The sequence below is a fragment of the Microbacterium immunditiarum genome, assembly GCF_013409785.1.
GTDB lineage: Bacteria > Actinomycetota > Actinomycetes > Actinomycetales > Microbacteriaceae > Microbacterium > Microbacterium immunditiarum.
In genome coordinates this window covers 1,029,749-1,052,023 of record NZ_JACCBV010000001.1, presented here as the reverse complement: position 1 = coordinate 1,052,023, position 22,275 = coordinate 1,029,749, and the positions used below count along the sequence as shown (strand labels likewise).

Below are 22,275 nucleotides of genomic sequence, written 5' to 3'. Positions count from 1 at the left end.
GGCCTGGTCGTCCGGCGTCTCAGCGCCGCGGCGTGAAAGCGCCGGGTCGAAACGGCGGAAACGCGCCCCTCACGGGACCACAACCCCGATCGAGCCCGGCGCTTTCACACCGACCCGCTCCACGAGCCCGCTCACGCGACCCGCTCCACGAGCCCGCTCACGCGAGCCGCTCCACGAGCCCGCTCACGCGAGCGCACTCACGCCACCCCGCTCAGGCGAGCGCCGGAATGACCTCGCGCTCGAAGAGCTCGACGCCCGAGCGGTCGTACGCGTGCTCGGGGAAGTAGTGGATCGCGTACGAGAGTCCTCGCTCGCGCAGGTCGGCGAGCCGCTCGACGATCTGCTCGGGCGTGCCCACGAGCCCGCGGCCGGAGCGATACTCGCCCATCACCCGCTCGGTGCGATCGCCGAGGTGCGGGCGCAGCCGCTCCTCGATCAGATCGAGTCGCTCGTCGACGTTCTTCTCGGTCTCGCCGATCACCGTGTTGAAGTTGGCGCTGAGCGTGATCTCGGACACATCGCGCCCGATCTTCGCGCAGTGCTCCTCGAGGATCGCCTTCTTGTGCGAGAACTCCTCCGGGTGGGACGACCAGTTCGCGTAGTCGGCGTACTTCGCCGCGATCTTCAGCGTGACCTTCTCGCCGCCGCCGGCGACCCACATCGGAATGCCGCCCTCCTGCAGCGGCAGCGGCCGGACGATCGCGCCGTCGACCTGATAGTGCTTGCCGTCGAGGGTCGCCGTGCCGGTCGTCCACGCCTGGCGCATGATCTGCACACCCTCGTCGAGCCGCGCGAGGCGCTCGCCGATCGGCGGGAACCCGTACCCGTACGCGCGCCACTCGTGCTCGTACCAGCCGCCGCCGATCCCCATCTCGGCGCGGCCGCCCGACACGATGTCGACCGTCGCCGCGATCTTCGCGAGGTAGGCGGGGTTGCGGTAGCTCATGCACGTGCACATCTGGCCGAGGCGGATGCGGTCGGTGACCGCTGCGAACGCCGCCATGAGGGTCCACGCCTCATGCGTCGCCACTTCGCTCGGAACCGGCGTCGTGTGGAAGTGGTCGTACACCCACAGCGACTCCCACGGCCCTTCGTCAGCCCGCTGCGCGAGCTCGCGCATGACGCGCCAGTGGTCTGCGGGGTCGATGCCGACGAGGTCGAAGCGCCAGCCCTGGGGGATGAAGGTTCCGAATCGCATGGGACGAGCCTAGGGGGTGGATTCCGGCCTAAGCCGGGGTCGATCCGCCCTCCGGCACGCCGACGACCCGGGCGTGGGGCATCCGTCGCTTCATGATCTCGATCGCCTCGGGATTGTCGTCGACGAGCACGGCGTCGCGCCCGAGGGCGGAGGCGACCGCACCGGTCGTGCCGCTGCCCGCAAAGAAGTCGAGCACGCGGTCGCCGGGGCGGCTGGACGCCTGCACGATGCGGCGGAGGATGCCCTCGGGCTTCTGCGTCGGGTAGCCGGTCTTCTCCCGCCCGGTCGTGGGCACGATCGTGTGCCACCACACGTCGGTCGGGAGCTTGCCGCGCTCGGCCTTCGCCGCGGTCACCAGGCCCGGGGCCATGTACGGCTCGCGGTCGACGGCGGCCGAGTCGAACCAGTACCGGGCGGGATCCTTCACGTACACGAGGATCGTGTCGTGCTTGGTGGGCCACCGCCGCCTGCTCTTGCCGCCGTAGTCGTACGCCCAGATCAGCTCGTTGAGGAAGCGCTCGCGCCCGAACAGCGCGTCCATCAGGACCTTCGCGTAGTGCGCCTCGCGGTAGTCGAGGTGCAGGTAGAGGGTTCCGTCGTCGGCGAGCAGCCGCCACGCCTCGGCGAGCCGCGGCTCGAGGAAGCCCCAGTAGTCGTCGAACCGGTCGTCGTAGGTGCGCAGGTCACCGCGCAGCCTCTCGTACTGGCGGCCGTGGAAGCCCCTGCGAATCGAGACGGGTGCAGAACTCCCCGGATGCTCCGGGGATCCGCCCGAATCGGGGTCGGATCCCGCCGCGACGCCGACGTCTTGTGGAGTTTCGTGCACTGCCCGCGCCGTCTCGACCGCCCGCTGCTGCGGGCGGCCCGTGTTGAACGGCGGGTCGAGGTAGATCAGCGTGAACGACGCCTCGGCGAAGCCGCGGATCACGGCGAGGTTGTCGCCGTGATGGATCTCGACCGCGCCCGGCTGCGGTGCGACGGCGGCCGCCTGGGTCATGGCACGCGGTTCAGCCAGGCGTCCGTCGCGAACTTGGCGCGCACGAGCTCGGCCGCCTCGGCGTACTCGTCCTCGGTGATGCGTCCGGGCACGGCACCGTAGAGGTTCGCGAACGTCTCCTTGAACTTCTCGATGATGGCCTCGCGCGAGAGCCCGGTCTGGCGACGCAGCGGGTCGACGCGCTTCGCGGCGGACACCGTGCCCTTGTCGCTGAGCTTCTCGCGACCGATGCGCAGCACCTCGGTCATGACCTGGCCGTCCATGTCGTACGAGAGGGTCGCGTGGTGCAGCACTCCCCCGTTCGCGAGGCGCTTCTGCGCGGCCCCGCCGATCTTGCCCTGCGGCGACGCGATGTCGTTGAGCGGCTGGTAGGTCGCATCGACCCCGATCGAGCGGAGCGCCTGCAGCACCCAGTCGTCGAGGAACGCGTACGAGTCGGCGAACGTCATGCCCGCGACGAGCGACGACGGCACGTAGAGCGAGTACGTGACGATCGAGTTGGCCGCCATGAGCATCGCTCCCCCGCCCGAGATGCGACGGACGACGTCGAAGCCGTACCGGGCGGCGCCCTCGGGGTCGACCTCGTTCTTGACCGATTGGAACGAGCCGATCACGACGGCGGACTCGTTCCACTCCCACAGCCGCAGCGTCGGGTTGCGGCGTCCGTCCCCGACGCGCGCCGTGAGCACCTCGTCGAGCGCGAGGTTCATGCGCGGCGACACGGGAGCCTCGTGCACGATCTCCCACGGGAACTCTCGCCATCCGGGGGCCGTCACGAGCGCGCGGCGCACCGCGGTGCCAACGGACTCGGGTGTGAACCCGAGCAGCTGAGCGCCCTCGGGGAGGGCGGAACGCACCGCGGCCGCGACGGTCGCGGCATCCGCCTCGATCGGAAGCCCGCTGACCGCGGCGTCGATGTCGTCCAGCGCGGTGTCGGGTTCGAGGAAGAAGTCGCCCGAGAGGTGGAAGCGCGCGATGCGGCCGTCCTGCTCATCGAAGTCGACGACGACGAGCTTGCCGCCGGGGACCTTGTACTCACCGTGCATGGCGTCAAGACTATTGGCCCCCGCTGTCAGGCCACGCCCGGCTGAACACTGATACGGTTGAGGACGCGGCCATCCGAGCCGCTGCGTCGTCGTCACGCTCCCCGGTCCTGTCATCGCGACCGCGGCTCTTTTCGAACGGCGAACCGATGCGCGAACCCGCGCCGTCGCCACTCCCGCACCGCCGATCTGCGCGTGTGCGCTTGCCCGAAAGCACCCATGACCTCCTCTTCCTTCCTCTCTCTCGGCGTGCCCGAGAACCTCGCCGCCGTGCTCGAGGCCGACGGCAAGACCCTGCCCTTCCCGATCCAGCGCGACACCCTCCCCGACTCGCTCGCGGGCCGCGACGTGCTCGGCCGCGGCCGCACCGGCAGCGGCAAGACCATCGCGTTCGCGGTGCCCCTCGTGGCGCGCCTCGCGGGCGGCCGGCGCCGGCCGTCGCATCCGCGCGGCCTCGTGCTGGCCCCGACGCGCGAGCTCGCGACGCAGATCGCCGCGACGATCAAGCCGTTGGCGGATGCCGCGGGCCTGCGCGTCACGACGGTGTTCGGCGGCGTCGGCCAGCGCCCGCAGGAGCAGGCGCTCCGCGGGGGCGTCGACATCGTCGTGGCCTGCCCCGGCCGCCTCGAGGACCTCATGAAGCAGGGCATCGTCAACCTCGGCGAGGTCGAGATCACGGTGCTCGACGAGGCCGACCACATGGCCGACCTCGGGTTCCTTCCCGGCGTCACCCGCATCATGAGCGCGACGCCGCAGCGCGGCCAGCGTCTGCTGTTCAGCGCGACGCTCGACCGCGGCGTCGACGTCCTCGTCAAGCGCTTCCTGCGCGAAGAGGTCCGCCACGAGGTCGACGAGTCGAGCGTGCCGCAGGGCGTCATGACGCACCGCGTGTTCGTCGTCGACGCCGACGAGAAGACGGCGCTCGTGCGTCACCTCGCGTCGGGCCTCGGTCGACGCATCCTCTTCACGCGAACGAAGCACCAGGCGAAGAAGCTGGCGAAGCAGCTGACGTCCGCCGGCATCCCCGCCGTCGACCTGCACGGGAACCTCGGGCAGAACGCTCGCGAGCGCAACCTCGCCGCGTTCGGCGCACCCGTCGACGATGGCGGCGTGCGGGTGCTCGTCGCCACGGATGTCGCCGCCCGCGGCGTCCACGTCGACGACGTCGAGCTCGTGGTCCACGTCGATCCGCCTGTCGAGCACAAGGCATACCTCCACCGCTCGGGACGCACGGCCCGCGCGGGCGCCGAAGGCCTCGTCGTGACGGTCGCGCTCGACGCGCAGCGAGGCGAGGTCAAGGACCTGCTGCGCAAGGCCCGCGTCACCGCCGCCCTCGAGCCCGTCACCGCCGTGCACACCGCGGTCTCGGAGCTCGTCGGCGAGCGCGCGCCGCACGTCAAGCCTGCCCCTCCCGCGCCGCAGCAGCAGCGTCCGACGGCGAAGAAGGCGAAGACGGATGCCGCGCCCGCCCGCAGCGGCTCGGGTCAGCGCTCGCGCGGCCGACGCGGTGGGTCGCGGGACGCCGCGCAGCACGGCTCCAAGCCGGCCGCGGCGCACAGCACGAAGCAGACCGCTCCGCGGCCCGCGGGTCAGCGCTTCACGACTGGCAGCACGGTCGACGAGATCCGTCGCGCGGGCACGCGCCGCCGCGCGCGCGGCTGACGGCCGACCTGACCGGGCCTCCGCTGGACGGAGGCCCGGTCAGCCGATCACTTGGACAGGCAGGGCTGCCCGTTCAGGCGGAACAGCCACGGCTCGGTCGCGGCTCCCTTGCCCTTGATCGCGAAGGCGGTCCTCTTTCCGGGCGCGAGCTTGCCGAGCAGCTTGTGCGGAGTGACCGTCACGTTCGCGCCGTCCTGGACGAACGTGCCGACGACCACCGCGTTGACGCGCTGGTCACCGTCGAACGTCCACGACAGCGTCCACGGGTTGTAGGTGGTCGAGCCCGTGTTGCGGATCACGACGGCGGCGGCGAAGCCCGAGCCGAGGCGCGTTCCGGTCACCTCGACGGTGCACGTGAGCGGAGCGAGCGGCGGGTTCGCGAGCGAGATGAGCTCACGGGCCTGCTCGACGAACCACTGGCCGGCGGCCGGGTCCTCCATGCCACGCTCGGGGTCGAGCGGTCCGCCCGTGCCGCGGTAGCACTTGCCGTCGGACTCGCCCGGAACCTTGATCCACAGGTGGGCGTCGACGAGGGCGTTACCTGTCTCGGTCGTCGGAAGCACTCCGATGCCGCGCCCAGGCGGGTTGCACCAGACCTCGGGGTCGGAGTACACACCCTCCGGCGCCTGCCACGGACCCTGCCCGTTGCGACTCGTGTCGATCACGAAGTGCGTCGACGGCTCGACGCCTCCGAGGATCAGCTCGTACCGCGAGTCGACGCCGGCCGTGTCGAGCGCGGGGTCTGGGTTGCCCGAGCTCCATTCGCCGAACGCCGACATCGTGACACCGGTCCAGTTGTTGGCAGGGCCGCCGTTCCAGTACTGGTTGCCGCACTCGCCGAAAGCACCCGGGTTGACCTGCGTGACGTACGCGATGCACGAGGAGATCCACGTGCCGTACGCGGTGAGGTTCGCGGTGAAGTTGTAGTTCGACGCGTTGACGAAGAACCCGTCCGCCTCCTGCACACCGGCCTTGAGCAGCCGGTCGGTGATGTCGCCGACGTTGAGCCAGCCGGAGTGCGTGCCGTCGAGATACACCGAGGTGGCGGGCAGCGCGGACAGCACGTCGACGGCGTGGTTGAGCTGGACGAATCGATCGGATGCCGCGGTCGCGGGGTCGAGCTCGGCCGGCTGGCACCATTCGACCGCGCCGTCGATCGTCGTGTAGTGCGGGATGATGCCGAGGCCGTCGGGTTCGAGGATCACGGTCGCGGGACGATCGCCGATCCCGGCGGCCAGTCCGTCGATCCACGCCTGATATTCGGCCGTGTCGAACGCGCCGCCCGCGGAGTACTGCGAGCAGTCGCGGAACGGCAGGTTGTAGGCGACGAGCACGGGCATCTGCCCGACGGCCGTCGCCGCGTCGACGTAATCCTGCGCCTCGGCGCGCACTTCGTCTGCGGTTCCCGACGTGAACCACTCTGCGGACGGAATGCTGCCGAGCAGATACGCGTCCGCGCGAGCCTGGCCGCCGAGGCTCTGCGCGGCCTCGAGGGTCGTGCTGAACGGGTTCGCGTAGAGCGTGGAGCCGGCCAGCGCGCCGGTGGCTCCGGCGGCGGACGAGCCCGCCAGGGGGATCAGGACGGCCGCGACGAGAGCGGTCGCGCCGGCGGCGGCGACCGAGCGCGCGCGGGCGCGTCGGGATGTCGGTGAGGTCATGCGTGCCTCCAGGGGTGTGTCTTCATCGACCGCGCCCACGTCGTCGTCGGCGCCGCGACCTCGGGGAGCCGATCATGGGAGCGCTCCCACGACATCGCTAAGAGCCAGGATGGCCCCGCGGGGCATCCGGCGTCAACGGTCTCGGGCGGGGAATCTCGCGTCGAGCCAGGCGAGCAGGTCCGCTCGCACGTCGGCCTGCATGGCCTCGTTGAAGATCTCGTGCCGCGCGTCGGGGTAGACGAGCGTCGTGACGTCGGTGAGCTGCGACCGCGTCCGGTACGCGTCGGCGAGGCGGTGCACGCTGCGTGGACCGCCGACCGTGTCGTCGCGCCCGACCATGAGCAGCAGAGGGATGTCGCGGCCGAGTTCCCTGCGCGGGCGCCCGTAGAGGCGTGCCGCATCGACGACGCCGAACAGCTGCAGCAACGGCGTCGTCGTGGTCAGCGGATCCTCGATGAACGCCTTGCCGACCGAGAGGTCCGACGACAGCCACTCGGTGCCCATCGCGTCCTGCGCCTTCCACGGCGCGTTGAGGTCCCCCGCATTGAGCGATCCCGGCCACAGCAGGGCCGACCCGCTCAGCACGGCGCCGTCGTACGCCTCGGGGTGCACGTTCAGCAGCTTCTGCGCGAGGAACGATCCCCACGAGTGCCCGAGCATGATGAGCGGCAGATCGGGATTCTCATTGCGGATGAGCTGCGTGAACTGCCACACGGCGGCGAGCGCCGCGGGCATGCCCCCGACTCCGAGCCGCCCGAGCTTGCTCGGATCGTCGCCGTGCTGCTTCATGCCGGTGCGACCGTGCCCGCGATGGTCGTCCGCATACACGGCGTACCCCTCGGAGGTGAGCGCCTCGACGACGGCGGCGTATCGCCCCGCGTGCTCGCCGACGCCGTGCAGCAGCTGCACGACCGCGCGCGGTGTCGTCCTCGCGGGGTGCTCGTCGTAGACGATCGCGATGCCGTGTGCGTCCTCGAACTCGGGCATGCGGATGAGTCTAGAGGTGACATCCGGATTTTACTTAACAAGGGTAATGACCTATGTTAACTATCCTGATGCCGCATACCGAAGAGTCCTCCCAGACAACCGAAGATCTGTCGAGAGAGGCGTCGGATCTCCGCATGGCGACCTTCCGGCTGTCGCGTCGCATGCGCTCGCAGCGCGCGGTCGACTCGATGAGCGACGGCCAGTTCACGGTGCTCGCGGTGCTCACGATGCACGGCCCGCACACGCTCGGCGAGCTGGCCGATCACGAGCGCGTGTCCGCCCCCGCGATGAACCGCACCGTCAACTGCCTGCAGGAGGAGGGGCTCGTCACACGCACGGCCGACGCGACCGACGGCCGCAAGGTCGTGATCGATCTGACGGATGCCGGGCGAGCCGTCGTCCAGGAGACGGTCAGTCGCCGCGACGCATGGGTCGAGGCCGCTCTCGCCGAGCTCGACTCCGACGAGCGGGCGATCCTCGCCAAGGCCGCCGAGCTCATGCAGAGGATGGCGGCACGGTGAACGCGATGTTCCGCTCCTTCGCGAGCTTCAACTACCGGGTCTGGTTCATCGGAGCGCTCGTCTCCAACGTCGGCCAGTGGATGCAGGCGACGGCGATCAGCTGGGTCGTGCTCACCGGCCTCACGAACAACGACGCCGGCGCGATGGGCGTCACGATGGCGCTGCAGTTCGCGCCGCCGCTGCTGCTCGTGAGCGTGACCGGGTGGGTCGCCGACCGCTTCGACCGCCGCCGCCTGCTGCTGCTGACGCAGACGATGCTCGGCGTGTTCGCGCTCGCGATCGGCGTCCTCATCTTCACCGAGGTGATGAACCTCTGGATCATGTACGGGTTCGCGCTCGCGCTCGGCGTCGTCGCCGCGTTCGACAACCCCGCGCGTCAGGCGTTCGTGTCGGACCTCGTCGCGCGCGAGAACGCCTCGAACGCGGTCGCGCTCAATGCGGCGTCGTTCAACGGCGCGCGCATGATCGGCCCGGCCGTCGCGGGCGTGGTCATCGTCGCGATCGGCACGGGGTGGGTGTTCGTCGCGAACGCGGCGACGTTCATCGCGATGATCGCCGCGCTCATGCTCATCCGCACGCACGAGCTCATGCCGCGCGCGAAGGCGACCGGGGCCGCACGCCTCGCCGACGGGTTCCGCTACGTCGCGCGCCGGCCCGACCTCGTCGTGACGTTCGCGATGGTGTTCCTCATCGGCGCGTTCGGCATGAACTTCCCGATCTTCGCGTCGACGATGGCCCTCGAGTTCGGGCGCGAGGCAGACGGATTCGGACTGCTGAGCTCGATCCTCGCCATCGGCTCGGTCGCCGGCGCGCTCATGGCGGCGCGGCGCGATGCCGCCCGCATCCGCGTCCTCATCGGCGGCACGCTGCTGTTCGCCGTCACGGCGGGCGTCTCCGCGTTCATGCCGTCGTACTGGCTCTACGCGGTGACGCTCATGGTGACGGGGTTCTCGGTCGTGACGATGATGACGACAGCGAACGGGTACGTGCAGACCACGACCGACCCCGCGCTGCGCGGTCGCGTGCTCGCGCTGTACATGGCGATCCTCATGGGCGGCACGCCGATCGGCGCCCCGATCATCGGATGGGTCGCTGCGCAGTTCGGCCCGCGCGTCGCGATCGGCGTCGGCGCCGTCGCCGCGTTCATCGCGTTCGCGATCGGCGCGGTCTGGATGTCGGTGTCGGGGCGCGTCCGCCGCCACGAGTCGCGCCGCTTCGCGCTCACGATCGACGAGACGCGCCCGCTCTCGATCCTCACGACCTCCGTCCGGATTCCGCCTCCGGCCACGGCGGCGGCCGTAGCCGCCGGCGCGCAGGCTCCGCATGAGCCCGAGCAGTTCAGCGACGAGGTCGCCGCGACCACGCCGATCCGCGTCCCGGCGAGCGGGGGTCAGGGCGCGGCATCCGCACGCCCCCGCCACGCGAGCTGACGCACCGCCGGTGCCGGTCAGCCCGCGGTCGACGCGCGCACGACGAGCACGGGCTGGAACACGACGTGCTCGCGCGGCCGCGCTCCCTGCTGCTGCTCCAGCAGCAGGTCGACGGCGGTCGAGCCGATCAGCGCGGCCGGCTGGCGCACCGAGCTGAGCGGGATGACGGCGGCTGCCGAGAAGTCGATGTCGTCGTAGCCGATGAGCGCGATGTCTTCGGGCACCCTGACCGACCCGGCCATCACGAGGCTCTGCAGCACGCCGAGCGCGAGCAGGTCGTTGGCCGCGAAGATCGCGTCGGGCCGGTCGGCAGGTGAGCGATCGCGGATGCCTCGCCCCACGCGGCGGCCCTCTTCGACGGTCAGCGCGTCGGTGCCGATGAACTCGAGCTGACCGCCCGCCGCCGCGACGGCCGTCTGTGCGCCGGCGAGACGGTCGGAGACCTGTCGGATGGAGACGGGACCCCCGACGAACGCGATGCGGCGACGGCCCATCGACAGCAGGTGCTCCGCGGCGATGCGACCGCCCTCGACGTCGTCGACCGCGACCGACGCGAAGGCCGCGTCGTGGGACTCGCGGTCGACGAGGACCGTCGGGATGCCGCGGTCCTGCATGCGCCGCAGCCGCGGGAGGTTCTCAGCGACCGGCGTGACGAGCACGCCGAACATGCGCTGCTCCTCGAACAGGTCGAGATAGGTCGCCTCGCGGTGCTGCTTCTCGTCGCTGTTGGCGACGAGCACCGAGAGGCCGTGCTCGGCCGCGCGCTCCTCGGCGCCGCGGGCCACTTCGGTGAAGAACGGATTGCGCACATCGAGCACGATGAGCCCGATCGTGCGGCTGCGGCCTGCGCGGAGCTGACGTGCGGCGTCGTTGCGCACGAAGCCGAGGCGCTCGATCGACGCCTGCACGCGCGCAACGGTCCCGGGCGCGACCTTCTCGGGCCGGTTGAGGACGTTCGACACCGTGCCGACCGAGACGCCCGCGTCGTCGGCGACGTCTCGCACGCTGACCGCCATCGGTCACCTCCACCCCGAAGTCCGGCCCCGATCGAGCTGATGAAACGAATCAGTCACGGTCGCGGCATCCGGCTTGACAGTCTTTCAAAACATAGCCTACTGTCGCTTCGGCAGGGGATGAAACGATTCACTCCCTTAATAGCGAGAGTGGTGATGCCCCGGTGACCGCGACCCCCGTGCTCGAGCTCGCCGACGTCCAGAAGGCCTTCGGGTCGGTGATCGCCCTGCGCTCCGGCAGACGAGCTCGCCGCCGGCGGGTCCGGCACGAGCGACGACACCCACCCCGACACCCCGCGAATCTGAGACGAAAGCGCACATCGTGAGCACCCTCTCCCCCGAGATCCTGTCCACCCTGGAGGCCCAGGGCATCGAGCTGCCGTCGTGGGCGTTCGGCAACTCGGGCACGCGGTTCCGCGTGTTCGCGACGCCGGGCACGCCGCGCGACCCGTACGAGAAGATCGCGGATGCCGCGCAGGTCCACCGCTTCACGGCGCTCGCGCCGAGCGTGGCCCTGCACATCCCGTGGGACAAGGTCGAGGATTACGCCGACCTGCGCCGCCACGCCGAGGACCAGGGGGTCACGCTCGGCACGATCAACTCGAACACGTTCCAGGACGAGGACTACAAGTTCGGCGCGCTCACCCACCACGACGAGCGCGTCCGCCGCAAGGCGATCGAGCACCACTTCGAGTGCATCGACATCATGGACGAGACGGGGTCCCGCGACCTCAAGATCTGGCTGGCCGAGGGCTCGAACTACCCCGGCCAGAACGACATGCGCGGTCGCCAGGACCGCCTGCAGGACTCGCTGCAGCAGATCTACGCGCACCTGACAGACGGCCAGCGGCTGGTGCTGGAGTACAAGTTCTTCGAGCCGGCTTTCTACCACACGGATGTCCCTGACTGGGGCACCTCGTACGCGCAGGTGGCCGCGCTCGGCGACCGCGCCGTCGTGTGCCTCGACACAGGCCACCACGCACCCGGCACGAACATCGAGTTCATCGTCATGCAGCTGCTGCGCCTCGGGAAGCTCGGCTCGTTCGACTTCAACTCGCGCTTCTACGCCGACGACGACCTCATCGTGGGGGCGGCCGACCCGTTCCAGCTGTTCCGCATCATCTTCGAAGTGATCCGCGGAGGCGGCCTCAACAGTCCCGACGTCGCGTTCATGCTCGACCAGTGCCACAACATCGAGAAGAAGATCCCCGGCCAGATCCGCTCGGTGCTCAACGTGCAGGAGATGACCGCCCGCGCCCTCCTGGTCGACCGCGAGGCGCTCGCGGTCGCGCAGGCGGAGAACGACGTCCTCGCCGCGAACGCCATCTTCATGGACGCGTTCTACACCGACGTGCGCCCGGCTCTCGCGGACTGGCGCGAGGCGCGCGGGCTCCCCCGCGACCCGATGGCGGCGTTCGGGGCATCCGGCTATCAGGAGAAGATCGAGGCCGAGCGCGTCGGCGGCGTGCAGGCCGGATGGGGGGCATGATCTCGATGACGGACGATCTTGAGAACCCGTTCGCCGAGCCCGTCGAGGCACTCATCGCGCGCTCGAACCGCCTCGGCTCGAACCCCGCGAACACGAACTATGCGGGCGGAAACACCTCCGCCAAGGGCACTGAGACCGACCCGGTGACGGGCGAGCCCGTCGAGCTGCTGTGGGTCAAGGGGTCTGGCGGCGACCTCGGCACACTGCGGCCCGAAGGGCTCGCGGTGCTGCGGCTCGACCGCATGCGCGCCCTCGCCGGCGTCTACCCCGGCGTCGAGCGCGAGGACGAGATGGTCGCCGCGTTCGACTACTGCCTGCACGGCAAGGGCGGCGCGGCGCCGTCGATCGACACCGCGATGCACGGCCTCGTCGACGCGGCGCACGTGGACCACCTGCATCCGGATTCGGGCATCGCGATCGCGACCGCCGCCGACGGCGCAGAGCTCACCGCGAAGATCTTCGGCGACAAGGTCGCGTGGGTGCCGTGGCGGCGCCCCGGGTTCCAGCTCGGCCTCGACATCGCCGAGATCAAGCGGCGCAAGCCGCAGGCGGTCGGCTGCATCCTCGGCGGGCACGGCATCACCGCGTGGGGCGACACCTCCGACGAGGCCGAGCGCAACTCGCTGTGGATCATCGAGACGGCCGCGGCCCACATCGCCGAGCACGGGAAGCCCGAGCCGTTCGGCGGCGTGCGGGCCGGGTTCGAGGCGCTGCCGGAGGCGGAGCGCCGCGCGAAGGCCGCGGCCCTCGCGCCGACGATCCGCGGACTCGCCTCGACCGACAAGCCGATGGTCGGCCACTTCACCGACAGCGAGGTCGTGCTCGACTTCCTCGCGTCGGAGAAGGCGCCCGCGCTCGCGGAGCTGGGCACGAGCTGCCCCGACCACTTCCTGCGCACGAAGGTCAAGCCGATGCTGCTCGACCTTCCTGCGGACGCATCCGTCGAGGACTCGATCGCGCGGCTCAAGGAGCTGCACGAGCAGTACCGCGCCGACTACCGCGCGTACTACGAGGCCCACGCGGCGCCCGACAGCCCCGCGATGCGCGGCGCCGACCCGCTCATCGTGCTCGTGCCGGGCGTGGGCATGTTCTCGTACGGCGCGAACAAGCAGACCGCGCGCGTCGCGGGCGAGTTCTACGTCAACGCGATCAACGTCATGCGCGGCGCCGAGGCGCTGTCGACCTACACGCCGATCGGCGACGCCGAGAAGTTCCGCATCGAGTACTGGGCGCTCGAAGAGGCCAAGCTGCAGCGGATGCCGAAGCCGAAGTCGCATCAGGGCCGTGTCGCCTTCGTGACCGGCGCCGCGTCGGGCATCGGCAAGGCGATCGCGTCGCGGCTCGCGGCCGAGGGCGCGTGCGTCGTCGTGGCCGACCTCGACCTCGAGAAGGCGCAGGCCGTCGCGGCGGAGCTCGGGAACACGGATGTCGCGATCGGAGTCGCCGCGAACGTCGCCGATCCCGCGGCGGTGCAGGCCGCGATCGACGCGACCCTGCTCGCGTTCGGCGGCATCGACCTCGTCGTCAACAACGCCGGCCTGTCACTCTCGAAGCCGCTGCTCGAGACCACCGAGGCGGACTGGGACCTCCAGCACGACGTCATGGCGAAGGGCTCGTTCCTCGTATCGAAGGCCGCCGCGAAGGCGCTCATCGAACAGAGCATGGGCGGCGACATCGTCTACATCTCGTCGAAGAACTCCGTGTTCGCAGGCCCCAGCAACATCGCGTACTCCGCGACGAAGGCCGACCAGGCGCACCAGGTGCGGCTTCTCGCGGTCGAGCTCGGCGAGCACGGCATCCGCGTCAACGGCGTGAACCCCGACGGCGTCGTGCGCGGCTCGGGCATCTTCGCGTCGGGCTGGGGCGCCAACCGCGCCGCAACCTACGGCGTGCCCGAGGACAAGCTCGGAGAGTTCTACGCGCAGCGCACGATCCTGAGGCGCGAGGTCGTCCCCGAGAACGTCGCCGACGCGGTGTACGTGCTCACGGGCCCCGAGCTGAGCCGCACGACCGGCCTGCACGTCCCGGTGGACTCTGGCGTCGCGGCGGCGTTCCTGCGATGACTCCCTCCCCCCTTCTGCGCCGAGTGCACGACTTCCCGTCGAGTGCACGGTTCACCGACATCGCCACGTCGTGCGTTGGGCGCGAAGTCGTGCGTTCGGCGAACGGGTGCGGGGTGTGAGCGGCGTCGTCGCAGCAGTCGACCTCGGGGCGACGAGCGGGCGCGTCATGCTCGGGTACGTCGCCGACGGCGCGGTACGCCTGGAGCAGGTCGCGCGCTTCCCGAACGGACCCGTCACAGCCGCCGACGGCTCGCTGCGATGGGACTTCGCGGCGCTGTATGACCACATCCTCGCGGGACTCGCCGAAGCGGTGCGGCGCGAGCCGGGCATCGCGAGCATCGGGATCGACTCGTGGGCTGTCGACTACGGACTGCTGCGGGGCGACGAGCTGCTCGACGCGCCGTTCCACTACCGCGACGAGCGCACGGCCGCCGGAGTCGAGGCCGTGCACGCAGTCGTGCCGTTCGACGAGCTGTACCGCCGCAACGGGCTGCAGTTCCTGCCGTTCAACACGCTCTACCAGTACGCGGTCGACGCACAGTCGCGCGAAGCGGATGCCGCGCTCCTCATCCCCGACCTCATCGCGTTCCTCCTGACTGGGGTCCGCGTCGCCGAGCGCACGAACGCCTCGACGACGGGGCTGCTCGACGTGCGCACGCGCGAGTGGGACACCGAGCTGGCCCAGCGCCTCGGGGTGCCGCGGTCGGCGCTGCCGCCGCTCGTCGATCCGGGCGCGAGTCTCGGCGCCGTGCGCGGTGAGGCGCTCGAGCGCATCGGCGCCCCGCTCGAGGTCGTCGCGGTCGGCTCGCACGACACCGCGTCCGCGGTCGTCGCGGTCCCGCTCGCGTCGCCGAGCGCGGCCTACATCTCGTGCGGCACGTGGGGGCTGGTGGGCGTCGAGCTCGACGAGCCCGTGGTGACGGATGCGGCGCGCGAAGCGCTCTTCACCAACGAGGGCGGCGTCGACGGCCGCATCCGCTTCCTCCACAACGTCACGGGTCTGTGGCTGCTCACCGAGACCGTCAGCGCGTGGGCGGAGCAGGACGGCTCGCCGCTCGACCTGGGCGAGCTGCTCGACGAGGCATCCGCCGTCGACGGTGAGTTCGCTCTGTTCGACGCGAACGACCCGCGCCTCTCGGCACCCGGCGACATGCCCGCGCGTATCGCGGCAGTGCTGCGCGGGAGCGGCTCTTCCGTGCCGGAGTCGCGCGCGGCGTTCGTCCGCACGATCGTCGAGAGCATCGCCGTCGCGTTCGCGGACGCCCTCACGACGGTCGCCCGGGTCACCGGCCGACACCTCGACGTCGTGCACATCGTGGGCGGCGGTTCGCTCAACCGGCTGCTGTGCCAGGCGACCGCCGACCGGTCCGGATTGCCCGTGCTGGCGGGCCCGGTCGAGGCGACCGCGCTCGGGAACGTGCTGGTGCAGGCACGTGCACACGGCTGGTTCGGCCCGGATGCCACACTCGAGACGCTGCGGGCGGCGGTGGCGGCATCCGTCCCTCTCGTCCGCTACGAACCCGCGCCGGCCCGCACGTAACGGAGATCCCTTGCGACTCGACGAGATCCAGATCCGCGACCCATTCGTGCTGTACGACCCCGACGAGGGTCGATACCACCTCTTCGGGAGCACCGACGAAGACATCTGGACGGGCCCCGCGACGGGGTTCGACACGTACTGGAGCACCGATCTCGATGAGTGGCACGGGCCGGCGCCGGCGTTCCGGCCCGCCCCCGACTTCTGGTCGCACACGCAGTACTGGGCGCCCGAGGTGCACCCCTATCGCGGGGCGTTCTACATGTTCGCGACGTTCACCGCGCCCGGTGAGCGACGGGGCACTCAGGTGCTTCGTGCGGAGCGCCCCCAGGGGCCGTATGAGCCGTGGTCGCCCGAACCCGTGACTCCGCGCCGATGGGAGTGCCTCGACGGCACGCTCCACGTCGAGGACGGCGTGCCGTACCTCGTGTTCTGCCACGAGTGGAAGGACGTCGGGGACGGAGAAGTGCACGCGATCCGGCTGACCGACGACCTGCGCGGGACGGTCGGCGAGCCACGGCTGCTGTTCCGGGCGTCGGAGGCGCGGTGGGCGCGGTCGATCGATCGCACGGAGTTTCCGCGGGTGTTCGTGACGGATGGCCCGTCGATGCACCGCACGCGCGACGGGCGGCTGCTCATGCTGTGGTCCAGCTTCGGCGACTCGGGCTACGCGATGGGCGTCGCGACGTCGCAGTCGGGACGCATCGAGGGTCCGTGGACGCAGTCGGACGAGCCGCTGTGGCCCGCCGACGGCGGTCACGGAATGATCTTCGCGGATGCCGCCGGCCGGCTCCTCCTCGCGCTGCACACCCCGAACCGCACGCCCGACGAGCGCGCGAGATTCTTCCCGCTCGAGGAGACGCCCGAGGGTCTTCGGCTCAGGGCGTAGCCAGCTGCAGCACGCCGTCGACGCGGCGCGGGATCCGGAGGGGGTTCGCGTCCAGGAGCGCCGGCGGGAGCACGCGCTCAGGGGCGTCCTGGTAGGCGATGGGCCGCTGGAAGCGCCGTGCCGCCGTCGCCCCGACGGACGTGTGCTGCGACGTCGTCGCGGGCCAAGGTCCGCCGTGGTGCTGCGACCACGTGACCGCGACGCCGGTGGGCCAGCCCGAGAAGAGGATGCGACCGGCGCGGGCGGCCAGCACGTCGAGCGCGGGGGTCACGTCGTCGGAGTCCTCCGCGTGGATCGTCGCCGTGAGGCTCCCCTCGAGCTGCGAGAGCACGGCGGGCAGGTCAGCGGCCGACCCGTAGCGCACGAGGAGCGTGACCGGTCCGAACACCTCGGCCGAGAGCGTCTCGAGGTGCGTGGCGAACGTGTCGAGCGACACCGCGTACACGAGCGGCTGCGGCACGCCGTCGTCTGCCGCCGGCGCCTGCGCGACGAGCTCGACGCCCGGCACAGCCGCGAGGTGCTCGAGACCGTGGTGGAAGCCGCGGTCGATGGCGTCCGTCAGCAGGCGGTGCGCGGCCGGACCGACATGCGCGGGCAGCGCCGACTCCACGACGGACCCCTCGGGAACGAACACGAGGCCGGGCTTGGTGCAGAACTGCCCCGACCCGAGCTGGAACGACCCCGCGAGGCCCTGCGCGAGCGCGCCACCGCGCGCGGCATCCGCGGCCTCGGTCACGACGACCGGGTTGATCGAGCCGAGCTCGCCGAAGAACGGGATGGGTGCCGGTCGTGCGGCGGCGCGGTCGGCGAGGGCTCGCCCGCCCGCGACCGATCCGGTGAACGAACCGGCGGCGATGGCCGGATGCTCGATGAGCGCGACTCCGGCCTGGCGGCCCTCGATGAGCGCGAAGACGCCGGCGGGGGCGCCCGCTCGCTTCAGCGCTTGCCCCACGAGAGCAGCGGTGCGGCGCGACAGCTCGGGGTGCCCCGAGTGCCCCTTCACGATGACCGGGCACCCGACCGCGAGCGCCGACGCGGTGTCGCCCCCGGCGACCGAGAACGCGAACGGGAAGTTCGACGCCGCGAAGACCGCCACGGGACCGATCGGCCGCAGCAGCCGGCGCAGATCGGGGCGCGGGGGCGCGGCATCCGGCACTGCGTGATCGATGATGGCCTCGAGGTACGAGCCCTCCTCGACGACCGTCGCGAAGAGGCGGAGCTGCCCGGTCGTGCGGGCCACTTCGCCGCGCAGGCGCGTCTCACCGAGCGCGGTCTCGCGGTCGGCGATCGCGACGAGCTCGTCGACGTTCGCGTCGAGCTCGTCGGCGACGGCGCGCAGCCACGCGGCGCGCTCGGCGTCGGTCGACGCCACTGTCACCGTGAACGCCTCTGCGGCCGCCGAGGCGATGCGGTCGACGTCTGCGGGGGTCGAGTCGGTCATGCGATCCTCCTTCGAAGTCAGTGGGGCCGGTCAGCGGAACCGGATGCCGAGCCCGGTGGTCGGCTCGCCCCCGACGCGGCCGTCGGTGACGACGAGCCCCGTCGGCGCGGCGAGCGCGCCCAGGTCGGTGAACAGCGCGTCCTCGACGACCTCGACGCGGGTCGCGGTGCCGAGGCTGAACGCGACCGGCGCGGACAGCTCGGGAAGCAGGTGGAACGCGAGCTCGGCGCCGGCGTCCTGGACCGCACGCGCGATGCGCAGGGCCGGCGTGATGCCGCCGACGCGCACGATGTTCGGCTGCAGCACCTGTGCCGCATCCGCCTCGAGGAATTCGCGGAAGCGGTACTCCGTGTGCAGATTCTCGCCGACCGCGATGCGCACGCCGGTCTCGCGGCGCAGCGCGACGTGGCCGGCGAGGTCGTCGGCGCGCAGCGGCTCCTCGAGCCACGCGATGCCGATCGGACCGAGAGCCTCGACCGCGGCGACAGCCCGGTCGAGCGCCCACCGCTGGTTCGCGTCGACCATGAGGGCGCGGTCGGGGCCGATGACCTCGCGCACAGCTGCGAGGCGGTCGACGTCTTCCGCGAGATCGGGCCTGCCGACCTTGACCTTGACACCCCCGAAGCCCGCCTCGACCCACCGCTGGGCCTGGGCGACGAGCTCGTCGAGCGGATAGTGCAGGTTGACGCCGCTGCCGTACGCCTCGAGCGTCTCGTGGCGGCGACCGAGGAGATCCGTGATGCTCTGGCCCGCGCGCCGCCCCACGAGGTCCCACAGCGCGAGGTCGAGCCCCGCGAGCGCGATCGTCGTGACGCCTCCGCCGCCCGCTTCGTGCAGGTGGCGCCACGCGTCGTCCCACCACGTCGGCGCGGCGGGACGGCCGATCGCGAACGCGACGAGGTCGGTGTCGATCATCGCGCGCACGGCGGTGCCGCCGATCGACGGGGTCCAGGAGAAGCCGTGCCCTGTGGCTCCATCGGCGTCGGTCACGGAGACGTACACGACCCGGACGTCCGTCACATCATGCCCCCATGGGCGCCGGAGCGGAAGAGTCAGCAGCCGAGTCTCGACGCGGTCGATCGGCGGTGCAGCGGTCGCGTGGGTCATCGCGCGATGAGCTCCCGGCCATGCTCGAGGAGGGCCCGCAGGCGCTCCTCCTGCTCGGACGTCGGGTCGGCGAGCGGCGGACGCACGGACCCGACGTCGACGCCCCCGAGGCGCAGCCCCGCTTTGATGAGCGACACCGCGAAGCCGGGGGTCTCATCGCGCAGGCGCACGAGCGGCACGTAGAACCCGTCGAGGAGCATCCGCTGCCGCTCGTCGTCGCCGTCGCGGTATGCGTCGAAGAACGCCATCGCGATGTCGGGCGCCATCGCGAACGCCGCCGACGAGTAGCGCGGCACGCCGATCGCGCGGTAGGCGCCCTGGCTGAGCTCGGCGGTGAGGAGCCCGTTGAAGAACTCCAGGTCGCGGCCGGCCCGCGCCGCGGCGAGCACGAACCGCTGAATGAGCGCGATGTCGCCGACGCCGTCCTTGATGCCGACGACCGACGGAAGGGTCACGATCCGATCGGCGGTCGCCTCGGACAGCTGCATGTTCGCGCGGTGGTAGACCACGAGCGGCAGGTCGGTCGCCGCCGCGATCGCCTCGACGTACGCGACAAGTCCGTGCTGCGGCCCCTGCACGAGGTACGGCGGCATGACGAGCAGGCCGTCGGCCCCCGCATCCGCCGCAGCCTTCGCGACCTCGCGCGCGTGGCCGAGGGGTCCGCCTGCACCGGTGTAGACCGGCACGCGCCCGCCGACCGCGGCGACCGACGCCGCCACGACGTCGCGGTACTCGCCGACCGACAGCGCGTGGAACTCGCCTGTACCGCACGCGGCGAAGACACCGGCGGCTCCCGCATCGACGCCGGACGACACGTGCGTCGCCAGCACGTCGAGGTCGGGGCGATCGGATGCGTCGAACGGCGTCACGGGGAAGAACAGCACGCCCTCGGCGAAGGTCTTGTCAGGCAACGGTCTCTCCTGTCACGGGGGCGGCCTTGCGCGCGTGGGCCTCGGGTGGGGTCACGAGCTCGGTGCGCCACGAGCGGCGAGCGCGCCACCCGAGCAGTCGCTCGGCCTTCGCGCTCGAGAACACGGGGTCGCTCGGTCCGAGGGCCGTCGCGAGGCCGGCCGTCTCGGGCACGTGCTTCGCGAGGGCGGGGCCCACCGGCTCGCGCACGAGCGAGTCCTGGGCGCCGACGAAGAACACCGATCCGTTCGGCGCGGCGTCGGCCCGCGCGAGCCACGCGAGCACGAACTCACCCGCGTCGCGCGCGTCGACGTAGTTGAACAGCGACACCGCCGCGAGCGACGGATCGTCGAGGCGGTCGGCGATCGTGTGGCCCTGCTGGGTGGGCGCTCCCTCCCATTCCTCGGGCGAGACGACGTAACACGGGCGGAACAGGCCCAGCCGCAGCGGCGTGTCCGCGCGGACGGCCGCCTGCACGAGCTCTTCGATCGCGACCTTCGCCGCCGCGTATGCGTTCCAGGGCGCGACAGGGTGCGTCTCGTCGATCGGCAGCGCGGAAGGCGTCCACCCCGCGGGCGCGCCGTAGCCGATCACGGTCGGGCTGCTCGAGATGAGCACTGCTCCGACGCCCGCTTCGCGGGCACCCGCGATCACGGCGACCGCGAGCGATGTGTTCGTGCGGAACGTCACCTCGTCGGGAGCACTGAACGGAACCGCGATGCCCGCGAGGTGCACGACGGCTTCGGGGCGGTGCTCCTGGAACAGGGCGGCGGCGGCCGAGGCATCCGTCAGCTCGTGCACGACCTGCACCGCCCGAAGCCCGGGCACCTCGACGCGATCGACCGACACGACGTCATGCCCCGCATCGGCGAGCACCGCGACGACGCTGCGGCCGAGCCGGCCGGCGCCTCCGGTGACCAGGATGCGGCTCATCGGCTCTCGCTCTCGAGCGCGGCGGCGGCGGGGCCGAGGTCGAGGTCCGCCGTGCGGACGGGCTGCCCCGTCTCGAGCGACCGGTTGCCGGCGAGTCCCACCGCCATCGAGCGCACGCCGTCGAGCCACGACGCGGCGCGGCCGAGCGGATCCTCGGTGCGGCCGACGAACACCTCGCGCAGCAGCACCGCGTCGCCGCCGCCATGGCCGCCCGTGCCCTCGGGGATCCCGACCTCGCGCGCCTGCTCGAAGTGGCGCTGGACGACGAGGCGCTCCGACACCGGCCGCGCGTCCTCGTGCGCGACCTCGTCGGGACGTGCGCTCGGGTCGACGGCGACCTTGCCATCGGCGTCGAGGAGCACGGCGCCCCGCTCGACGACGGTCAGCTCGGCGCGGCCCGCGGTGCCGTTGACCGCGACCGTGTAGCCCTCCCACGGCGCGTGCGCGTTGAGCGCATACGACATCGTCGCGCCGTGTGCGTAGTCGACCACGAGCGCGAGGTTGTCTTCGATCGTGATGCCCGGGTCGAACACGTCGCGGTCGCGCAGGTAGCCGTCGTGCGACTCCTGGTCGTAGTACAGGCCCTTGAGCGTCGGGTCGTCGCGCAGATCGAGGCTGAACGCGTCACGCAACGGGGAGTCGTCGGATCCCCGTGCAGGCCGCTCGCCGAGACCGCGCGCGGCGGCGTTCTCGGAACCGTAGAAGCGCAGCCCGCCGCTCGCGAAGACGCGAGTCGGGGCATCCGCGATCCACCAGTTGACCAGGTCGAAGTGGTGGCTCGCTTTGTGGATGAGCAGGCCGCCCGAGTTCGCCTTGTCTCGGTGCCAGCGGCGGAAGTAGTCGGCCCCGTGCGCCGTGTCGAGCACCCACTCGAAGTGGACCGAGGTCACGGGGCCGATCGCGCCGGACGCGATGACCTCCTTCAGGGCGCTGTTGCGCGGCGAGTAGCGGTAGTTGAACGTCACCGTGACCGACCGCCCGGTGCGCTCGGCGGCCTCGGCGATCTGCCGTACGCCCGCCTCGCTCGTCGTGAGCGGCTTCTCGACGATCGCGTCGGCGCCGGCCTCGAGCGCCGCGACCACGAAGCCCGCGTGCGTGAAGTCGGGCGACGTGACGATCACGCGGTCGATGTCGTGCTCGGCGATCGCCGCACCGAGCCCGTCGGGCGCGAAGCGCGCGGGGGCGGGCGCACCGGCGGCCGTGAGGCGCTCCTCGTACCAGTCGAGGCGGCCGGGATTCGTGTCGCCCCACGCGACGAGCTCGGCGACGTCGGAGTGCGCGCCGGTGATTGCGTCGAGGTACATCTGCGCGCGCGACCCCGTGCCGACGAGGGCATAGCGGATGCGGGTGGTCATGACTCTCTCTCGGGTGGACTCTCGGTGTGAAGTCGGGCGGACG

Annotated in this window: 18 protein-coding genes; 7 read left to right on the top strand and 11 right to left on the bottom strand. The window is 71.4% G+C overall.

The window, feature by feature from the left end; translation table 11 throughout:
• Nucleotides 1-211: 211 nt before the first annotated feature.
• Genes BJ991_RS04665 through lplAB form a run of 3 tightly spaced genes read right to left on the bottom strand, consistent with a single transcriptional unit; the run spans nt 212 to nt 3,241 of the window.
• The gene (locus tag BJ991_RS04665) at nt 212-1,198 is read right to left on the bottom strand and encodes an LLM class F420-dependent oxidoreductase (RefSeq protein WP_179487912.1); all 987 of its coding nucleotides are present in this window, start codon (nt 1,196-1,198) and stop codon (nt 212-214) included.
• Nucleotides 1,199-1,226: 28 nt separating this feature from the next.
• Nucleotides 1,227-2,195: a DNA-methyltransferase gene (locus tag BJ991_RS04660; RefSeq protein ID WP_179487910.1), complete on the bottom strand. Its 969-nt coding sequence runs from the start codon at nt 2,193-2,195 to the stop codon at nt 1,227-1,229.
• Entirely contained in the window at nt 2,192-3,241 is a 1,050-nt protein-coding gene (lplAB, locus tag BJ991_RS04655; RefSeq protein ID WP_179487908.1) for a lipoate-protein ligase LplAB, read from the bottom strand. The genes BJ991_RS04660 and lplAB overlap by 4 nt, the downstream gene beginning before the upstream one ends.
• A 216-nt stretch (nt 3,242-3,457) precedes the next feature.
• Between lplAB and BJ991_RS04650 the strand changes: the two genes are divergently transcribed.
• A complete protein-coding gene (locus BJ991_RS04650; RefSeq protein WP_179487906.1) occupies nt 3,458-4,900 on the top strand; it encodes a DEAD/DEAH box helicase in 1,443 nt (480 codons plus the stop codon).
• Between the two features lie 47 nt (nt 4,901-4,947).
• On the opposite strand, the gene BJ991_RS04645 is transcribed toward BJ991_RS04650, so the two are convergent.
• Nucleotides 4,948-6,558: a glycoside hydrolase family 6 protein gene (locus tag BJ991_RS04645; protein ID WP_179487904.1), complete on the bottom strand. Its 1,611-nt coding sequence runs from the start codon at nt 6,556-6,558 to the stop codon at nt 4,948-4,950.
• Between the two features lie 132 nt (nt 6,559-6,690).
• Entirely contained in the window at nt 6,691-7,545 is an 855-nt protein-coding gene (locus BJ991_RS04640; RefSeq protein ID WP_179487902.1) for an alpha/beta hydrolase, read from the bottom strand.
• A gap of 134 nt (nt 7,546-7,679) precedes the next feature.
• Between BJ991_RS04640 and BJ991_RS04635 the strand changes: the two genes are divergently transcribed.
• Together BJ991_RS04635 and BJ991_RS04630 are read left to right on the top strand one after the other, a co-directional pair.
• Nucleotides 7,680-8,066 carry a MarR family winged helix-turn-helix transcriptional regulator gene (locus BJ991_RS04635; protein ID WP_425487520.1) on the top strand — a complete coding sequence of 129 codons (387 nt, stop codon included), beginning with the start codon at nt 7,680-7,682 and terminating at the stop codon, nt 8,064-8,066.
• Nucleotides 8,067-8,071: 5 nt separating this feature from the next.
• Nucleotides 8,072-9,496, top strand: a complete 1,425-nt coding sequence (locus BJ991_RS04630) for an MFS transporter (RefSeq protein WP_179492503.1) — start codon at nt 8,072-8,074, stop codon at nt 9,494-9,496.
• Between the two features lie 17 nt (nt 9,497-9,513).
• On the opposite strand, the gene BJ991_RS04625 is transcribed toward BJ991_RS04630, so the two are convergent.
• Nucleotides 9,514-10,512, bottom strand: coding sequence for a LacI family DNA-binding transcriptional regulator (locus BJ991_RS04625; protein ID WP_179487898.1), 999 nt, complete (start codon nt 10,510-10,512; stop codon nt 9,514-9,516).
• A gap of 319 nt (nt 10,513-10,831) precedes the next feature.
• On the opposite strand from BJ991_RS04625, the gene rhaI reads away from it, so the two are divergent.
• The 4 genes from rhaI to BJ991_RS04605 all read left to right on the top strand — a co-directional run bounded on the left by rhaI (nt 10,832) and on the right by BJ991_RS04605 (nt 16,487).
• On the top strand, nt 10,832-11,998 hold the full coding sequence (rhaI, locus tag BJ991_RS04620) for an L-rhamnose isomerase (RefSeq protein WP_179487895.1): 1,167 nt from the start codon (nt 10,832-10,834) through the stop codon (nt 11,996-11,998).
• 5 nt (nt 11,999-12,003) lie between these two features.
• Nucleotides 12,004-14,061, top strand: a complete 2,058-nt coding sequence (locus BJ991_RS04615) for a bifunctional aldolase/short-chain dehydrogenase (protein ID WP_246301025.1) — start codon at nt 12,004-12,006, stop codon at nt 14,059-14,061.
• Between the two features lie 115 nt (nt 14,062-14,176).
• Nucleotides 14,177-15,601 (top strand): FGGY-family carbohydrate kinase, encoded by a 1,425-nt coding sequence (locus BJ991_RS04610; protein ID WP_179487891.1) that lies wholly within the window; start codon nt 14,177-14,179, stop codon nt 15,599-15,601.
• 10 nt (nt 15,602-15,611) lie between these two features.
• Nucleotides 15,612-16,487: a glycoside hydrolase family 43 protein gene (locus BJ991_RS04605; protein ID WP_246301024.1), complete on the top strand. Its 876-nt coding sequence runs from the start codon at nt 15,612-15,614 to the stop codon at nt 16,485-16,487.
• Here the strand turns inward: BJ991_RS04605 and BJ991_RS04600 are convergent.
• Genes BJ991_RS04600 through BJ991_RS04580 form a run of 5 tightly spaced genes read right to left on the bottom strand, consistent with a single transcriptional unit; the run spans nt 16,477 to nt 22,232 of the window.
• On the bottom strand, nt 16,477-17,928 hold the full coding sequence (locus BJ991_RS04600; RefSeq protein WP_179487886.1) for an aldehyde dehydrogenase (NADP(+)): 1,452 nt from the start codon (nt 17,926-17,928) through the stop codon (nt 16,477-16,479). The genes BJ991_RS04605 and BJ991_RS04600 overlap by 11 nt on opposite strands.
• 30 nt (nt 17,929-17,958) lie before the next feature.
• Nucleotides 17,959-19,035 carry a mandelate racemase/muconate lactonizing enzyme family protein gene (locus tag BJ991_RS04595; protein WP_179487884.1) on the bottom strand — a complete coding sequence of 359 codons (1,077 nt, stop codon included), beginning with the start codon at nt 19,033-19,035 and terminating at the stop codon, nt 17,959-17,961.
• Entirely contained in the window at nt 19,032-19,946 is a 915-nt protein-coding gene (locus tag BJ991_RS04590; protein ID WP_179487882.1) for a 5-dehydro-4-deoxyglucarate dehydratase, read from the bottom strand. The genes BJ991_RS04595 and BJ991_RS04590 overlap by 4 nt, the downstream gene beginning before the upstream one ends.
• Nucleotides 19,939-20,877 (bottom strand): NAD-dependent epimerase/dehydratase family protein, encoded by a 939-nt coding sequence (locus BJ991_RS04585; RefSeq protein ID WP_179487880.1) that lies wholly within the window; start codon nt 20,875-20,877, stop codon nt 19,939-19,941. The genes BJ991_RS04590 and BJ991_RS04585 overlap by 8 nt, the downstream gene beginning before the upstream one ends.
• Entirely contained in the window at nt 20,874-22,232 is a 1,359-nt protein-coding gene (locus BJ991_RS04580) for a Gfo/Idh/MocA family protein (RefSeq protein ID WP_179487878.1), read from the bottom strand. Before BJ991_RS04580 ends, BJ991_RS04585 begins: the two co-directional genes overlap by 4 nt.
• Between the last annotated feature and the right edge of the window lie 43 nt (nt 22,233-22,275).

What these genes read in the sequence shown, in the direction of transcription:
- BJ991_RS04665 (WP_179487912.1), bottom strand. Translation starts at nt 1,198, where the DNA reads ATGCGATTCGGAACCTTCATCCCCCAGGGCTGGCGCTTCGACCTCGTC.
- BJ991_RS04660 (WP_179487910.1), bottom strand. Translation starts at nt 2,195, where the DNA reads ATGACCCAGGCGGCCGCCGTCGCACCGCAGCCGGGCGCGGTCGAGATC.
- lplAB (WP_179487908.1), bottom strand. Translation starts at nt 3,241, where the DNA reads ATGCACGGTGAGTACAAGGTCCCCGGCGGCAAGCTCGTCGTCGTCGAC.
- BJ991_RS04650 (WP_179487906.1), top strand. Translation starts at nt 3,458, where the DNA reads ATGACCTCCTCTTCCTTCCTCTCTCTCGGCGTGCCCGAGAACCTCGCC.
- BJ991_RS04645 (WP_179487904.1), bottom strand. Translation starts at nt 6,558, where the DNA reads ATGACCTCACCGACATCCCGACGCGCCCGCGCGCGCTCGGTCGCCGCC.
- BJ991_RS04640 (WP_179487902.1), bottom strand. Translation starts at nt 7,545, where the DNA reads ATGCCCGAGTTCGAGGACGCACACGGCATCGCGATCGTCTACGACGAG.
- BJ991_RS04635 (WP_425487520.1), top strand. Translation starts at nt 7,680, where the DNA reads ATGGCGACCTTCCGGCTGTCGCGTCGCATGCGCTCGCAGCGCGCGGTC.
- BJ991_RS04630 (WP_179492503.1), top strand. Translation starts at nt 8,072, where the DNA reads ATGTTCCGCTCCTTCGCGAGCTTCAACTACCGGGTCTGGTTCATCGGA.
- BJ991_RS04625 (WP_179487898.1), bottom strand. Translation starts at nt 10,512, where the DNA reads ATGGCGGTCAGCGTGCGAGACGTCGCCGACGACGCGGGCGTCTCGGTC.
- BJ991_RS04615 (WP_246301025.1), top strand. Translation starts at nt 12,004, where the DNA reads ATGACGGACGATCTTGAGAACCCGTTCGCCGAGCCCGTCGAGGCACTC.
- BJ991_RS04600 (WP_179487886.1), bottom strand. Translation starts at nt 17,928, where the DNA reads ATGACCGACTCGACCCCCGCAGACGTCGACCGCATCGCCTCGGCGGCC.
- BJ991_RS04595 (WP_179487884.1), bottom strand. Translation starts at nt 19,035, where the DNA reads ATGACCCACGCGACCGCTGCACCGCCGATCGACCGCGTCGAGACTCGG.
- BJ991_RS04585 (WP_179487880.1), bottom strand. Translation starts at nt 20,877, where the DNA reads ATGAGCCGCATCCTGGTCACCGGAGGCGCCGGCCGGCTCGGCCGCAGC.
- BJ991_RS04580 (WP_179487878.1), bottom strand. Translation starts at nt 22,232, where the DNA reads ATGACCACCCGCATCCGCTATGCCCTCGTCGGCACGGGGTCGCGCGCG.